This window comes from Chitinophaga sp. SYP-B3965 (assembly GCF_009647655.1).
Taxonomy (GTDB): Bacteria; Bacteroidota; Bacteroidia; order Chitinophagales; family Chitinophagaceae; genus Chitinophaga.
The window spans coordinates 2,486,415-2,501,655 of the sequence record NZ_WJFD01000001.1 but is presented as its reverse complement, the minus strand read 5'-3'; the positions used below and the strand labels follow the sequence as shown (position 1 = coordinate 2,501,655).

Sequence of the window (15,241 nt, the reverse complement as noted above, 5' to 3'; positions counted from 1 at the left end):
AGAGGATATCTCCCCAAAAAAGAGATATCCTCTTTTTCTGTTATTTTTATCCAGTGCTGCAAATGTTTCCCCCCGATATATCGTCCAACCATACAGAACAACTAAGTAATATGCGGCATGCACTGATCTTTACATTGCTTTTACTGACTTGCGCTCAGCTTTCTTTTGCGCAAAACATGGTATTGAAGGGTGTGTTGAAAGATAAAGCGGATAGTACGACCCTCAAGAAAGCCACCATTCGGCTTACTTCCCCCACAGATAATACATTTAAAAAACAAGTATTTACTGATAATAACGGTGCTTTTGAGATCCCTGATCTCAAACCTCAGCAAGCGTATATCCTCACTATCAGCTTTGTTGGTTACGGAGAATTGGTAAGGGCTATTATGCTCCAGGCCGAAACGCAGGACCTGGGTGTTATTAAGATGCCTAAATCCTCCAGGGAACTGAAGGAAGTAGTGATCAAAGGACAGGTACCGCCAGCCCAGCAAAAAGGGGATACCCTGGCATTCAATGCGGATGCCTATAAGACCAACCCGGATGCAAGTGGTGAGGACCTGGTGAAAAAGATGCCCGGCATTACCGTGGAGAATGGTAATGTGAAGGCACAGGGCGAAGATGTGAGAAAGGTATTGGTAGATGGAAAGGAATTTTTTGGAGAAGATGCCACACTGGCTTTAAGGAACCTCCCCGCAGAAGCTATTCAGCGGATAGAGGTTTTCGACAGGATGAGTGATCAGGCGCAGTTCACCGGCTTTGATGACGGAAACTCTTCTAAAACGATCAATATCGTTACCCGCGCAGAAATGCGGCAGGGGCAGTTCGGAAAGATCTTTGCCGGTTACGGTACAGAAGGCAGGTATTCTGCAGGTGGTAATGTGAACCTCTTCAACCAGGACAGGCGCATATCCATCATTGGTATGACCAATAACGTCAACCAGCAGAACTTCTCTTCCCAGGATCTGCTGGGTGTGCAGAACGCTGGTTCCGGCGGCGGCGGTGGCCGTGGCGGCGGAGGTGGTGGCAGAGGTGGCGGCGGCGGCGGCCGTGGTGGCGGTGGCGGCGGAGGTGGCTTCGGCGGTGGTGGCGGAGGCGGAGGTGGAGGCAGCTCCAACTTCCTCACAGGAAATAACAGGGGTTTGAACAAGACCAACTCTATTGGTGTCAACTTCAATGATAACTTCGGCAAGAAAATAACCTTTAACGGCAGTTACTTTTTCAATAACAGTAACACCAGCAATAACGAGATCACCCGTGAGGAGCAGACGCTGGAACAAGGAGAAAAACAGATAGATACAGATACGGCTTACAGCACCAGCACTAACTATAATCACCGCATCAATATGCGGGTAGAGTATAAGATAGACTCTAACAACTCTATCATCTTCACGCCGGGTATCAGCTTCCAGAAGAATGATTCTTATTCTGAATCATATGGTAATACCATCCAGTTCGGTAAACTGCTGGCGGACAATATGAATAATTCCAGTTCTTTTAACTCCGGTTACAACCTGAACGGAAACCTTATGTACCGCCACGCCTTTGCAAAAAGAGGCCGGACCATTTCCCTGAGCTTAGGTATGAGCACCAATGACCGTTCCGGAGAAACTTACCGGAACAGTGATCTGAACTATTATGACGGATCAGGAAAGGATGATTCCCTGAAGCAAAAGATCAGCCCCTTATCAGACGGCCAGTCTTACAACGCTAACGTTGCGTATACAGAGCCTATCGGTAAAACCGGGCAATTGCAGATCAACTACAATCCTTCTTACAGCAAGAACAGTTCAGACAGAAGGGCTTATCAATACGACTTCCTGGGATCTAAAGACTATAGCATCCTGGATTCTGCCCAGTCTAACATGTTCGAGAACACCGCCGTTACCCAAAACGCAGGTCTTACTTACCGTTTAGGTAACCGGGATAAGATGTTATCAATAGGGGTATCTTACCAGCACACAGAATTAACGAGCGACAGGATCTTCCCTTTCACCACCAAAGAATCACAAAGTTTTACCAACATCCTGCCTAATGCGATGTTGATCTATAAATTGTCTGAGTACGGCCGGATCAGGGTGTTCTATCGTTCTTCCATGAACCAGCCTTCCATTCAGCAATTGCAGGATGGTTATTTCAAGAGTGGTTTGCTGAACTATTCTGTGGGTGATCCTAAACTGCGTCCGCAATTTGGCCACATGGTAGCTGCGCGGTATAACTATACCAACACCGTGAACAACAATAACTTCTTTGCCAATATATTCTTACAAACCAATAACGACTACCTGTCTAATGCCGTATTTACTCCTTCCCGAGGAGACTCCGTGCTGCAGGGAACAGATACGCTGAAACGTGGTGGTCGCTTAACGCAGGCTAAGAATATGGATGGTTTTGTGAGTGTGCGTTCCTTCTTTACCTACGGCGTACCGCTGAAATTCATTAAATCCAACTTTAACCTGAATACAGGGGTCGGTTATCAGCGTACACCTGGTCAGATCAATCAGCTGGCAGGTTTCACGCATAATTATACTTATAGTATAGGAGCGGTGATCTCCAGTAATATCAGTGAGTATATTGATTTCACGTTGTCTTACAACGGTAACTTCAATACGGTCAAGAATACCATCGATCCAAGTACAAATAGTGATTATTCCACCCATACCGCCTCCGGTGCTGTGAACCTGCTCACCAAGAGTGGCTGGGTATTGCAGAACGAAGTGAACTACCAGTTCAACAGGGGCCTGGGAGGTGATCTGGACAAAGGATATATATTGTGGAATGCCGGAATCGGGAAGAAGTTCCTGAAGAACCAGCGGGGAGAGTTAAGGGCATCCGTTTTTGACCTTTTAAAGCAGAACAGGGCAATAAGCCGTACTGTGAACGGGTTGAGTATTGTAGATAGCCAGAACCAGGTGCTTACACAGTATTTTATGCTTACATTTACTTACAGATTAAAGAATTTCGGAAAGCTCAACATGCCAACCGGTGGCGGCAGAGAACGTTTCAACAGGCTGAACGGTGCACCGGACATGATGAACAGACCGTTTTAACTTTTAATTTAACCTAACACCACCGTTACACGGAAGAGCATTGACGGATATTATTGCACAGTTAAAGCAGGGTAGTGAGGCCGCCTTTTCTCAACTGGTGGCTCAGTGGCAGGGCATGGTATATAATACCGCCCTCGGGATCCTGCAAAATACTGCGGACGCGGAAGACGTTGCTCAGGAGGTGTTTATGCAGGTGCATGAATCAATAGGAACATTTAAAGGAGAGGCACAGATCTCCACATGGTTATACCGCATAACTGTTACCAAATGCCTGGATCATCTCCGGAAAAAGAACCGGAAAAAGAGGTGGGGAAAAATGTACAGCCTCTTCGGCCAACAGAACGAACTGATCATAGATCCGCCAGATTTTCATCATCCCGGGGTAGCATTAGCCAATAAAGAGCGGGCGGACCTGCTTTTCAAGGCTATTGCCAGGCTGCCGGACAGCCAGAAGGCCGCTTTTGTGCTCCACAAGCTGGAGGGCCTGAGCAGCAAGGAGATAGCAGGGGTGATGGATGCCAGCATATCAGCCGTAGAAGGCCTTTTGCACCGGGCTAAACAGAATTTGCGGTTACAATTGGAAGATTATTATCATAGCGAAGAATAAGTGCAAGTTTTCAAGCTTTTTATCGTCTAACTTAAATACAGCGATCATGAAGACGAGACGAGACATATCACAGGAAATAGAAAACACCCTCAGTAGCATCGATGGCGTACAACGGGCGGAGCCGGGTGATTTCTTCTTTACCCGCCTGCAGGCCAGGATGCAGAGGTCCGGCGCAGCAGACGCGTGGGAACGGTTCATTGCGATCGTTACCAGGCCCTCCATTGCTATTGCCGGCGTATTGCTGATCCTTGCCGTAAACGGTATCATGTTCATTCAACTGAAACCCAGCACGGAAAGAACAGAACAAGCCATGTTGCAGCAAGACCTTGAGGATGAATATCAACTGGGTATTACTACTACCTTTTACGACTTTGACAAACCCGAATAAAAGATGAAAGAAACATTCGCCCGGAATAAAATACTAAGCCTGCTGCTTGTTTTCCTTTTGTTGACAAACATTGGCATGCTGGTATTCTTTGTATATACCAAACCGGAACCTCCAAAAAAGGGGAACGATAAGGATAATAAAGGCGGCGAAATGTTGCAGCTCCTGGAAAAACAGGTAGGCTTTACACCGGAACAACTGGCTAAATATAAAAGTCTGAAAGAAGTTCACTGGAACACCGTAAAACCTTACTTCGGTGAAATGCGTACAGCAAAGGATAATTTCTTTAAGCTGATCAGCACAGCCGTTCCGGATTCAGTGATCAATGCAGCAGCAGACACCATTGCCGCTAAACAGAAAAAGATAGACGTTACAACATTCCGTTATTTTCAGGAACTGAGAGCCGTTTGCACACCACAGCAGCAACCCGCTTTCGACTCCGTGGTAAGCCAGGTGGTCAAAAAAATGAACGCCATGGGGCGTAACAGGAACCAGCCGCCAAAGGATAGTGTGAAACAATAGTACCGGGCATCATGAGCATTTAAAATAAAATAAAAACAATCTACAAAACCCTCTAATCATGAAACAAAAGATCATGCTGTTGCTGGCCTTTGCGCTGGCAGTGAACATCAGTGTTTTTGCACAACAAGGCGGTCAGGGCGGACAACGCCGCACCGTTGAAGAACGTGTTAAAGCCCAGATCGAAAGACTGACAACTGAATTGTCTTTGAATAAAGATCAGCAAACAAAGCTGGATTCTGTATTCACCAATTCTTACAAGGCAATGGAGAAAATGCGTGCAGAAGCACAAGCTTCTGGTAACCGTCCTGACAGGGAAGCGTTCCAGAAATTTACCAACGAAAGAGACGAGAAAGTAAAAGCTATCCTCACAGAGGACCAGTTCAAGAAGTACAAGGAAGCACAGGAGAAGATGCGCCAGAACGGTGGTAACCGTGGTGGTGGCGGCAACAACTAAGCAGCCTTAAAAAATCGTGGCCGTATTATACTGCAAATAACGTAGAAGAATGCACGCAGTATAGTACGGCTTTTTTGTGCCCTGAAAAACGTATTATTGTGCACGATGATACTGCAATTTCTGAAGGACCACTGGCAAACGATCTCCATCATTATCCTATATGCCATCACTGCATGGGTGGCTGTAAAAGCATTGCTGGAAGCCCGGTCCACCGGTAAAACACTCGCCTATCTCTTAGTCCTTTTCTTTCTGCCCGGCATTGGCGTGCTCATCTACCTGCTGGTAGGTATGAACCGCCGCGTGAACAAGATCTACAGCCGTAAATGGATGAGCAATGTAAGGCTCAGCGAAAAACTCCAGTTATACCTGCAACAGGAAAGCCGGCAAACCCTCATAGAACATTCAGACCTGGTCACCAATAAAACCGGCATTGCACGTTTGCTGTTCCGGGATTCCTTATCACCCCTCACCGCAGATAACGAAGCCATCTTACTCCTGAATGGCGAGGAGAAATTCCCCCTGCTGATAGAAACCCTCAAAGGCGCCAAACATCATATTCACCTGGAGTATTACATCTTTGAAGAAGATGTGATAGGCCGGGAGATTATGGACATCCTGATGGAAAAGGCCAGGGCCGGGGTAGAAGTGCGTTTCATTTATGACGACTTTGGCAGCAGCGACATCAACCGCCGTTTCCTCCGCCAGATGAGAGCAGCCGGTATAGAAGTATATCCTTTCTACCGGGTGCGTTTGCTGGCCAACCGCCTCAATTACCGCAACCACCGTAAAATTGTGGTGGTAGACGGGCATACCGGCTTCATTGGCGGCATCAATGTGGCAGACCGGTACATCAATGAACCCCGCTACCGGGATGCACATCCCCAATGGCCCTACTGGCGGGATACACATTTATGCATCCGCGGATTGGGCGTGCATACCCTGCAATTCCTTTTCATGGGCGACTGGAACTTTTGCGCGGAAGCAGACCTGCCTATCACCCAGGACTTTTTCCCGGACATCAAGGTAACAGGGGAGGACCTGGTGCAGATCGCCGCCAGCGGCCCGGACTCAGAACGTTCTTCCATTATGCTCTCTTACCTCGCCGCCATTAACCAGGCAGAGAAATCCGTATATATTACTACTCCTTATTTCATACCCAATGAATCTATCCTGAATGCCCTGCAAATGGCCGCATTGAGCGGCAGGGATGTTCGTTTGCTGGTGCCCGATGTAAGTGATAGCCGGATCGTGAACAAAGCCTCAGAATCCTTCTTTGAAGCCCTGCTCACCTGCGGGGTACGCATATTCCGGTACCAGAAGGGCTTTGTACATGCCAAAACCATGGTGGTGGACGAGAACCTCTCCGTAGTAGGTACCGCCAATATGGATATCCGCAGCTTCGACTTCAATTTTGAGGTGAACGCTTTTGTGTACAGCCGGGATATGAACTGGAAGCTCACCGAGGCCTTTTTGCAGGATACCCTCCACAGCACAGAGCTCCATTTAGAGGAATGGCACAACCGTGGCCGTTTAGCGCGGCTGGGGGAGGCCGTTGTCCGCCTCTTTTCCCCCTTATTGTAAAATCCTTTTCAAAAAAATAGATCGAAATATTTCGATGTTTCGAAAATGTATGTATATTTGCATCATGGACGCAGCGTTGATAGAGAAGGCGGCAAATGCATTGGCAGATAAACACCGGATGGCTATACTGATGAAGATAGCGCGGAACGAGTCTGTTTGTTGTGGAGAGATCCAGGACCTTACATGCCTTTCCCAACCAACTGTATCCCATCACATCAAGATCCTTGTAGATAGTGGCGTATTGATCAGCACAAAAGAAGGCCGGAATGTACAACTGGCGATCAATAAAGAAATGATGAAACACCTTTCATCTTTCTTCATGCAACTGAGTTGATTTTTTTTGCCCTAATACATTGATATTTTTAAATAAATCAATATAAATAACACACACTAATGAGCACCTTAAAGAACAAGGTAGCTGTTGTTACCGGCGGTAACAGCGGCATAGGGTACGCTACGGCAGAGGAGTTCGTGGCAAAAGGGGCACAAGTTATCATCACTGGTCGTAACCGCACTGCTGTTGACGCGGCTGCTACCAAACTGGGCAACGGTACTTTGGGTATTATCGCTGACCAGGCCAGCCTCTCAGACACGGATGCATTGGTAAGTTCAGTGAAAGAACATTTCGGAAAAGTTGACGTGCTGTTTGTCAACGCCGGGGTAGGTACTTTCAGTCCTGTTGCTGATGTAACCGAAGCTGCTTTTGATAATATCATGAATATCAATTTCAAGGGCGCCTACTTTACCGTACAGAAATTTTTACCATTATTGAATGATGGTGCTTCCATCATCCTGCTGTCCTCTGTGAATGCTTTCACGGCCATGCCGAATACTTCCGTGTACTCCGCCAGCAAAGCCGCTCTCAATGCGTTGGGCCGCACTTTGAGCAGTGAACTGGCTGTAAGGAATATCCGCGTGAATACCGTGAATCCGGGACCGATCAACACACCCATTTTCGACAAACTGGGGCTGGATGAGGAGACCCGTACTGCATTCAATAACACAATCAAACAACGTGTTCCGTTGAACCGCGGTGGTGAGTCATCAGAAGTGGCTAAGCTGGTAGCCTTCCTGGCTTCTTCAGATGCATCGTTTATCACGGGCTCGGAATATAATATTGACGGAGGAGTATCCTCCCAGGTATTGTTGGGTTAGAAAAATTTAGGAAGACTGCATAATTTTCATGATCCGTTGTGGAACCCTAATGCGTTTAAAACAAATTGACAGAGCAATGCCGGGCAGTTTCGCACTGAACCCGGCCTTTTTCTTTACATTCGAATCTCCAAAACCATGCAACATGATCATCAAAGAACCGGAAGCGCTTTATACAGTTCGCTTTAGCGATTGTGATCCCTTTGGCCACCTCAATAACGCCTCTTATATCAATTATTTCATGAATGCCCGGGAAGACCATCTCTCGGCTACTTACAATATGCACCTGAAGGACTATGCTTCCAAAGGGGTGGGCTGGGTTGTAGCCCAGCACCAGATCTCTTATCTCAAACCAGCGTTTGTAGCAGAAAAAGTACACATCTTCTCCCGTGTACTGGAGTTTTCCAATAACCACATCCTCGTGGAAATGTGGATGACGGATGAGGCTAAGAAGAAGGTAAAGGCCTTCCTCTGGTCCAAATTCGTACACATAGACCTTAAAACAGGGAAAAAGGCAGAACATGATCCCGAACTGCTGAAGCTCCTGGAGCAGATCAAGGTCGAACACAACGGCATAGATACCTTCGACCAGCGGGTAGGGGCAGTGCTGCAATCATTTTAGCACTAAAAAGAGAGATGACCCGGGGATGCTCCGGGGTTGGCCCATGGATGACCCATGGATGAGCCATAGTTGACCCGGGGATACCCCGCTAAAAATCATTTTTTATTTGGCCATTTCATCAGAATCTATACCTTTGTCCTGAGTTTAACCAAATGGTTAAACAGAATAGTTAGACATGCAAACCACTAATACCACAGAACAGCAGATAATAGACGCAGCGAAGAAGATCTTCATGCAAAAGGGTCTGGCAGGCGCCCGCATGCAGGATATTGCGGACGAAGCTGGTATTAACAAAGCCATGCTGCACTACTATTACCGCAGCAAGGATAAGCTGTTTGAGATGGTGTTCACAGAAGCACTGGAGCAATTGCTGAAACGGATCAACGCCATCTTTACGGGGGACATGCCTTTTAAAGAAAAGGTAGCCGCAGCAGTGGACCATTACATCACTTCCCTCTCCGCTAGCCCTCACCTGCCAATTTTCATCATCAATGAACTCAACCAGAACCCGGAGCGGATTGTTGAAAGATTTGTACATGCAGCTGAGTTCCCCGATATCAAAAAATTCATGCAGGAAATGCTCACGGAAATGGAGAAAGGTGCTATCCGTAAGATGAGCCCCCTGCAACTGATGATGAACACCCTGAGTTTGTGCGTGTTCCCATTCATAGCCAAACCTATTATCAGCAACGTGTTTGGAATGAATGATGAACAATACAAGGCACTGATGGAAGAAAGAAAGAAATCGGTAACAGAGTTTATTCTAATGTCGTTAAGACCATAAATATTTTTTTGTCCTGCTATTAACCAAATAGTTAAATAAAATAGTTAGTTATGAAATTCATTCCTCCACTGTTGCTGTTACTGCTCTCTTTGCAGGTATCCGCGCAGGAGCAGTTCCTTAGCCTGGACTCGGCGCAGCAGGCAGCAAGGCAAAATTATCCCCTGCTAAAGCAAAAGCAGGTGCTGGATAATATGACGCGGCTGCAGATCCAGAACATCAAAACCAATTACCTGCCGCAGGTGGAATTGAATGGTCAGGCTACTTATCAGTCTGAGGTAACACAGATCCCTATCAAACTGCCGGGCATGAACATCCCCGAGTTATCCAAAGATCAGTACAAGGCTACCATAGATGTGAAGCAATTACTGTACGATGGCGGTGCAACTGCCAGCCAGCGGGAATTACAGGAAACGCAAAAACTCGCAGAGCAGCAGAAAGTGGAAGTAGAGTTATACAAACTGCGCCAGCAGGTATTGCAAACTTACTTTAACGCTTTGCTCTGGGAAGAGAACATTACTGCGCGGGAGAAGATGATGGAGGAAGTGAAACAAAAGATGGAACGGTTGAAGGCTGGTGTGGAAAATGGCACCATCCTCGCCAGCCAGACAGATATCCTGAAAGCAGAACTTTTAAAAACAGAACAGCAGCTGTTTGAAGCACAAACCGGGAAACGCGCCGCTATACAGGTACTGGCCTTACTAACGGGGAAGGATATACCTGCATCCATAAAGCTCCAACTACCCGTTTCCACCACAAACACTACAGAAGAACTACAACGGCCAGAACTGCAACTCTACAAATACCAAACAAATGTATTACAGCAGCAATCAAAACTCACCGGCACAAAAGGCCTGCCGAAAGTAAGCGCCTTTGCGCAGGGAGGATATGGCCGCCCGGGTTTGAACATGCTGGAAAATAAATTCGATTTCTATTACATGACGGGCATCCGTTTTAACTGGACGCTCTGGAACTGGCGCTACAACAGAACAGAACGCGCAGTGTTGCAGCAGCAGGAGCAAAGTATCCAGGCCCAATCAGAAACCTTTACGCTCAATACAAAGATGCAGCTGGTACAGCAATCTTCAGAGATCACCAATTTGCAGCAGGCGGTAGAGAAAGATAAAGAGATCGTGCAGTTGCGTACAAAAGTAAAGGAAGTATCTGCTGCACAGCTGGATAACGGGGTACTCACCGTACACGATTATCTCACAGACCTGCACGCGGAAACGCAGGCCGTGATAGCACATAAAACGCACGAAATTCAATGGGTATACGCCACATTATATTACCAGGTCATTAAAGGATATTAAAATGAAAACAACCTTAACAGTTATATCACTGATCGTTCTCTTTACCGCATGTAAGTCAAAGGAAAATACCGCAGACGCCTACGGCAACTTTGAATCCACGGAGATCATTGTATCTGCAGAAGCGGCTGGCCGCCTGCTCAGCTTTGATGTGGAAGAAGGCGCTGTATTGCAGGCCAATGCCCTGGTAGGTGGTATCGATTCCGTACAGCTGAACTTAAAAAAAGCACAGCTGGGCGCCAATATTAAAGCCGTGCTGAGTAAACGCCCGGAGATCAACCCCCAGCTGGCAGTGATCCGCCAGCAGATTGCCACACAGCAAAAAGAGAAAGAACGAATAGAGAACCTCTTCAAAGCAAATGCTGCCACCTCCAAACAAGTGGATGATATCAATGCAGCGATTGCTTTACTCGAAAAACAATATGCCTCTACTTCTTCTTCACTGAACACACAGATCAGCGGCCTGAACAGTGAATCCCAGCCCCTGGAATTACAGGTGGAGCAGGTGAAGGAACAACTAGCACAATCCCGTGTGATCAATCCTATACAAGGAACAGTACTCACCAAATATGTAGAGAAAGGAGAGGTGGTTACTTTCGGAAAACCGCTCTACAAAATAGCAGACCTGAACACCATGTACCTCCGTGCTTACATCAGCGGAGATCAGCTGGGGCAGGTGAAAACAGGGCAGCAGGTAACCGTGCAGACGGACCTGCCGAACGGGGAATTAAAAAGCCTGCCGGGTACCGTGAGCTGGATCTCCGGCGATGCGGAATTCACCCCTAAAACTATTCAGACACGTGAGGAAAGGGTACAGTTGGTATACGCCCTGAAAGTACGGGTACAAAACGACGGCAGCCTGAAAATAGGCATGCCCGGCGAGATCAGACTCTCTAAATAAATGATCATGTTACCTATCGTTGTAGAAAATATCCATAAAAGTTTTGGGGACGTAAAAGCCCTTCAAAATATTTCCTTTACGGTGGAAGAAGGCGAACTGTTTGGGCTGATAGGTCCGGATGGTGCGGGGAAATCCACCCTGTTCAGGATCCTCGCTACTTTATTATTAGCAGATAAAGGCACCGCTTCCGTGAACGGGTCAGATGTAGTGAAAGACTACAGGACCATCCGTTCACAGGTAGGTTATATGCCCGGAAGATTCTCTCTTTACCAGGACCTCACCATTGAAGAGAACCTCAATTTCTTCGCCACCATTTTCAATACTACGGTGGAAGAGAATTATGATCTCATCAAAGAGATCTACGAACAGATAGAACCTTTTAAGAAACGCCCGGCCGGTAAACTCTCCGGCGGTATGAAACAGAAGCTGGCCTTGTGTTGTGCACTGGTGCATAAACCGAAGGTATTGTTCCTGGATGAACCCACTACCGGTGTAGATCCTGTGTCCCGCAAGGAGTTCTGGGAAATGCTGCAGCGTTTGAAAGAGAAAGGTATCCCCATCCTCGTATCCACCCCTTATATGGATGAAGCCATTTTGTGCGACAGGGTGGCACTGATGCAGAAAGGAGAGATCATGATGATCAATACACCAGCGGCTATTGTAGCGGATTTCGGCAAACCTATCTGGGCTGCGCGTGCAGATAACATGTATCATCTTATCCGCGATATAAGGGCATTTGAAGGTACAGACAGTTGTTATGCTTTTGGTGAATACCTGCACGTAACCTTACACCAGCCTGTGGAGGAATTAAAGGATCACCTTAAAGCGCACAAAGGCCTTATCATCACCCCGGCAAAAGCAGGCATTGAAGATGCCTTCATGCAGCTGATGCAGGAACAAAACGAAGCGGTATGAAGAACTACGCCATCGTCACAAAAGAACTGACCAAACGTTTTGGTGATTTCATTGCCACCAATGCCATCACATTTGAAGTGGAGCAGGGAGAGATCTTTGGCTTCCTCGGAGCAAATGGTGCCGGTAAAACCACCGCCATGCGCATGCTCTGTGGATTGCTCAAACCCAGCAGCGGAGAAGCAAAGGTGGCAGGGTTTGATGTGTATACACAAACGGAGAAAGTGAAGCAAAGCATCGGGTACATGAGCCAGAAGTTTTCCCTGTATGAAGACTTAACCGTGAAAGAGAACATCCGTTTTTATGGTGGTATTTACGGCCTGAGTAACCAGCAGATCAAAGATAAAACACATGCCCTGCTGCAACAGCTGAACATGGAAAAGGAAGCCGGGCATTTAGTGAGTTCCCTTCCCTTAGGCTGGAAGCAGAAACTCTCTTTCTCCATTGCCGTGATCCACGATCCTTCCATTGTATTCCTGGATGAGCCAACAGGTGGGGTAGACCCCATTACCCGCCGCCAGTTCTGGGACCTGATCTATGAAGCGGCGGACAGGGGTGTGACCATCTTTGTGACCACGCATTATATGGATGAAGCAGAATACTGCAACCGGATCTCTATCATGGTAGATGGAAAGATCAAAGCGCTGGATACACCGAAAAAACTGAAAGAACAATTTAATGCGGACTCCATGAACGATGTATTCCTGCAATTAGCCAGAGCTAAATCATAACAACATGCGCCAGTTCCTCGTATTTGTACGAAAAGAGTTCTATCATATCTTCCGCGATAAGCGCACCCTGCTCATCCTCTTTGGCATGCCCGTGATACTGATCGTGCTGTTTGGTTTTGCTATCACCAATGAGATCCATCATGTGAAGATAGGTGTGTTGGATAATGCGCGGGATGTTTACAGCCAGCAGATGATCCACAAGATCACTTCCTCCGGTTACTTTGAGGTGGATCAAAACCTGCGGACAGCAGATGAGATCGAAAGCACTTTCAGAAAAGGAGATATCAAATTAGTGATCGTGATCCCGGATCACTTCGGTGATAAGTTCTATCATGAGAAAAAAGCGCCGGTGCAGTTACTGGCAGATGCTTCTGATCCCAATACCGCCACTACCGTGATCAACTATGCAACCGCCATTATCGGGCAGTACCAGCAGGAGATGACGGGGAAGATAACATTGCCGCTCACTATCAATACAGAAGTGCGGATGGTATACAATCCTTCTTTGAAAGGCGTGTTCCTCTTTGTACCCGGTGTAATGACACTCATCCTGATGCTGGTATCTGCTATGATGACCTCCATCACGATCACGAGAGAAAAAGAACTGGGCACGATGGAAATATTATTAGTATCTCCCTTACGGCCTATCCTCATCATTGCAGGAAAAGTAGTACCGTATATAGCGCTATCCTTTATAATAGCGTGCATTATTTTAGTGATGGGCTTCTTTATCTTTGGCATGCCCATCAAAGGGAATCTGTTGTTATTGCTGGCAGAGTGTGGCCTGTTTGGCCTCACTGCCCTTTCTCTGGGTATATTGATCTCCAGTATCACCAGCTCTCAGCAAACAGCGATGATGATCTCCATGATGGGCCTGTTATTGCCAACCATCCTCTTATCCGGGTTTGTATTCCCGATTGAAAGTATGCCCAGGCCATTACAGATCTTTTCGAACATCATACCGGCAAAATGGTTCATCATTATCCTCAAGGATGTGATGCTGAAAGGTTCGGGGCTGCGCCAGATCTGGCTGCCTACCGTGATCCTTGGAGGCATGACCCTGTTCTTTCTTGTATTAAGTGTTCGGAATTTTAAAACAAGGTTAAGCTGATGCGCACGATATTATTCATACTACAGAAGGAGTTCCTTCAGATCTTCCGCAACCGCGCCATGTTGCCGATCATCTTTATAGTACCGGTGGTGCAACTGCTGGTACTTTCCTTCGCGGCTAATTACGAGATCAGGAATTTATCCGTTGATATCGTAGACCAGGATAACTCTACCTGGAGCCGCCAGCTGCGCGATAAATTATTCGCCTCCGGTTATTTCTCCCTCAACCGGCAAACATATAATCCAAAAGAAGCGTATGCTGATCTGGAAGCAGATAAAGTAGACCTTGTGCTCACCATTCCGCAGCACTTTGAACGGGATCTGGTGCGGGAAGATGAGGTGAAAGTACAAATGCTGGTGAATGCCATCAACGGCAGCAAAGCAGGACTGGCCAATGGTTATGCTACCAGTATCATCAACAGTTTTAACCGGCAGGTGCGGCTGGACTGGCTGGCCATGGACGAAGACAACGCGCCGGAGCACATGGATATTTCCGCCCGTTACTGGTACAACCCGGATATGAATTACAAGTTCTTCATGGTGCCTGGTATACTGGTAGTGCTGGTTACACTGATCGGTGCTTTTTTATCCGGGATGAATATTGTGAAGGAGAAGGAAATGGGAACGATAGAACAGCTGAACGTAACACCTATCCGCAAACATCATTTCATCATTGGCAAACTGCTGCCTTTCTGGATTATTGCTTTATTTGAATTAACCTTTGGTTTAGTAGTAGGCAAACTCGTGTTCAATATTCCTTTTGCAGGGAACTTGGGTTATGTATTCCTTTTTGCGGGGATTTATCTCATCGTAATGCTGGGCATGGGATTGCTGGTATCCACCTTTACGGAAACGCAGCAACAGGCGATGTTCATTACCTGGTTCTTCATGATCATCTTTATACTGATGAGCGGATTGTTCACACCGGTAGAAAGTATGCCGGTATGGGCGCAGAAGATCACGCTCTTTAACCCCATAGCTTATTTTGTAAAAGTGATACGGATGGTGATGTTGAAGGGAAGTGGTTGGGCAGACGTACGCTATTACCTTGGAATCATGCTAGTGTTTGCGGTAGTGATCAACAGCGTGGCTGTATGGAATTACCGTAAAACAGTTTAGTACAGTT

Annotated in this window: 16 protein-coding genes; all 16 read left to right on the top strand. The window is 46.9% G+C overall.

Annotated elements, in window-relative coordinates; all coding sequences use genetic code 11:
• The first annotated feature begins 110 nt into the window (after nucleotides 1–110).
• Complete coding sequence (locus GFS24_RS09700; protein ID WP_173003031.1) at nucleotides 111–3,047, top strand: outer membrane beta-barrel protein; 2,937 nt, start codon at nucleotides 111–113, stop codon at nucleotides 3,045–3,047.
• Between the two features lie 40 nt (nucleotides 3,048–3,087).
• The gene (locus GFS24_RS09695; protein WP_153659366.1) at nucleotides 3,088–3,654 is read left to right on the top strand and encodes an RNA polymerase sigma factor; all 567 of its coding nucleotides are present in this window, start codon (nucleotides 3,088–3,090) and stop codon (nucleotides 3,652–3,654) included.
• 46 nt (nucleotides 3,655–3,700) lie between these two features.
• Entirely contained in the window at nucleotides 3,701–4,042 is a 342-nt protein-coding gene (locus tag GFS24_RS09690; protein WP_153659365.1) for a hypothetical protein, read from the top strand.
• A 3-nt stretch (nucleotides 4,043–4,045) separates the two neighbouring features.
• A complete protein-coding gene (locus GFS24_RS09685; protein WP_153659364.1) occupies nucleotides 4,046–4,561 on the top strand; it encodes a Spy/CpxP family protein refolding chaperone in 516 nt (171 codons plus the stop codon).
• Nucleotides 4,562–4,619: 58 nt separating this feature from the next.
• The gene (locus GFS24_RS09680; protein ID WP_153659363.1) at nucleotides 4,620–5,015 is read left to right on the top strand and encodes a hypothetical protein; all 396 of its coding nucleotides are present in this window, start codon (nucleotides 4,620–4,622) and stop codon (nucleotides 5,013–5,015) included.
• 105 nt (nucleotides 5,016–5,120) lie between these two features.
• Nucleotides 5,121–6,596 carry a cardiolipin synthase gene (gene cls / locus GFS24_RS09675; protein ID WP_153659362.1) on the top strand — a complete coding sequence of 492 codons (1,476 nt, stop codon included), beginning with the start codon at nucleotides 5,121–5,123 and terminating at the stop codon, nucleotides 6,594–6,596.
• A gap of 64 nt (nucleotides 6,597–6,660) precedes the next feature.
• Entirely contained in the window at nucleotides 6,661–6,930 is a 270-nt protein-coding gene (locus tag GFS24_RS09670) for a helix-turn-helix transcriptional regulator (protein ID WP_153659361.1), read from the top strand.
• A 59-nt stretch (nucleotides 6,931–6,989) separates the two neighbouring features.
• Complete coding sequence (locus GFS24_RS09665) at nucleotides 6,990–7,751, top strand: glucose 1-dehydrogenase (RefSeq protein WP_153659360.1); 762 nt, start codon at nucleotides 6,990–6,992, stop codon at nucleotides 7,749–7,751.
• Nucleotides 7,752–7,893: 142 nt separating this feature from the next.
• Nucleotides 7,894–8,370 carry a thioesterase family protein gene (locus GFS24_RS09660; RefSeq protein ID WP_173003030.1) on the top strand — a complete coding sequence of 159 codons (477 nt, stop codon included), beginning with the start codon at nucleotides 7,894–7,896 and terminating at the stop codon, nucleotides 8,368–8,370.
• Nucleotides 8,371–8,545: 175 nt separating this feature from the next.
• Nucleotides 8,546–9,154, top strand: a complete 609-nt coding sequence (locus GFS24_RS09655; protein WP_153659358.1) for a TetR family transcriptional regulator — start codon at nucleotides 8,546–8,548, stop codon at nucleotides 9,152–9,154.
• 50 nt (nucleotides 9,155–9,204) lie between these two features.
• Complete coding sequence (locus GFS24_RS09650) at nucleotides 9,205–10,464, top strand: TolC family protein (protein WP_153659357.1); 1,260 nt, start codon at nucleotides 9,205–9,207, stop codon at nucleotides 10,462–10,464.
• Nucleotide 10,465: 1 nt separating this feature from the next.
• Nucleotides 10,466–11,362: an HlyD family secretion protein gene (locus GFS24_RS09645; protein ID WP_153659356.1), complete on the top strand. Its 897-nt coding sequence runs from the start codon at nucleotides 10,466–10,468 to the stop codon at nucleotides 11,360–11,362.
• A gap of 6 nt (nucleotides 11,363–11,368) precedes the next feature.
• Nucleotides 11,369–12,277, top strand: coding sequence for an ABC transporter ATP-binding protein (locus GFS24_RS09640; RefSeq protein WP_153659355.1), 909 nt, complete (start codon nucleotides 11,369–11,371; stop codon nucleotides 12,275–12,277).
• Entirely contained in the window at nucleotides 12,274–13,005 is a 732-nt protein-coding gene (locus tag GFS24_RS09635; protein WP_153659354.1) for an ABC transporter ATP-binding protein, read from the top strand. Before GFS24_RS09640 ends, GFS24_RS09635 begins: the two co-directional genes overlap by 4 nt.
• A 4-nt stretch (nucleotides 13,006–13,009) precedes the next feature.
• The gene (locus GFS24_RS09630; RefSeq protein WP_153659353.1) at nucleotides 13,010–14,116 is read left to right on the top strand and encodes an ABC transporter permease; all 1,107 of its coding nucleotides are present in this window, start codon (nucleotides 13,010–13,012) and stop codon (nucleotides 14,114–14,116) included.
• Nucleotides 14,116–15,234: an ABC transporter permease gene (locus GFS24_RS09625; protein WP_153659352.1), complete on the top strand. Its 1,119-nt coding sequence runs from the start codon at nucleotides 14,116–14,118 to the stop codon at nucleotides 15,232–15,234. Before GFS24_RS09630 ends, GFS24_RS09625 begins: the two co-directional genes overlap by 1 nt.
• The last annotated feature ends 7 nt before the right edge of the window (nucleotides 15,235–15,241 follow it).

Coding starts and splice junctions, on each gene's coding strand:
- GFS24_RS09700 (WP_173003031.1), top strand. CDS start 111: ATGCGGCATGCACTGATCTTTACATTGCTTTTACTGACTTGCGCTCAG.
- GFS24_RS09690 (WP_153659365.1), top strand. CDS start 3,701: ATGAAGACGAGACGAGACATATCACAGGAAATAGAAAACACCCTCAGT.
- GFS24_RS09685 (WP_153659364.1), top strand. CDS start 4,046: ATGAAAGAAACATTCGCCCGGAATAAAATACTAAGCCTGCTGCTTGTT.
- GFS24_RS09680 (WP_153659363.1), top strand. CDS start 4,620: ATGAAACAAAAGATCATGCTGTTGCTGGCCTTTGCGCTGGCAGTGAAC.
- cls (WP_153659362.1), top strand. CDS start 5,121: ATGATACTGCAATTTCTGAAGGACCACTGGCAAACGATCTCCATCATT.
- GFS24_RS09670 (WP_153659361.1), top strand. CDS start 6,661: ATGGACGCAGCGTTGATAGAGAAGGCGGCAAATGCATTGGCAGATAAA.
- GFS24_RS09665 (WP_153659360.1), top strand. CDS start 6,990: ATGAGCACCTTAAAGAACAAGGTAGCTGTTGTTACCGGCGGTAACAGC.
- GFS24_RS09660 (WP_173003030.1), top strand. CDS start 7,894: ATGATCATCAAAGAACCGGAAGCGCTTTATACAGTTCGCTTTAGCGAT.
- GFS24_RS09655 (WP_153659358.1), top strand. CDS start 8,546: ATGCAAACCACTAATACCACAGAACAGCAGATAATAGACGCAGCGAAG.
- GFS24_RS09650 (WP_153659357.1), top strand. CDS start 9,205: ATGAAATTCATTCCTCCACTGTTGCTGTTACTGCTCTCTTTGCAGGTA.
- GFS24_RS09645 (WP_153659356.1), top strand. CDS start 10,466: ATGAAAACAACCTTAACAGTTATATCACTGATCGTTCTCTTTACCGCA.
- GFS24_RS09640 (WP_153659355.1), top strand. CDS start 11,369: ATGTTACCTATCGTTGTAGAAAATATCCATAAAAGTTTTGGGGACGTA.
- GFS24_RS09635 (WP_153659354.1), top strand. CDS start 12,274: ATGAAGAACTACGCCATCGTCACAAAAGAACTGACCAAACGTTTTGGT.
- GFS24_RS09630 (WP_153659353.1), top strand. CDS start 13,010: ATGCGCCAGTTCCTCGTATTTGTACGAAAAGAGTTCTATCATATCTTC.
- GFS24_RS09625 (WP_153659352.1), top strand. CDS start 14,116: ATGCGCACGATATTATTCATACTACAGAAGGAGTTCCTTCAGATCTTC.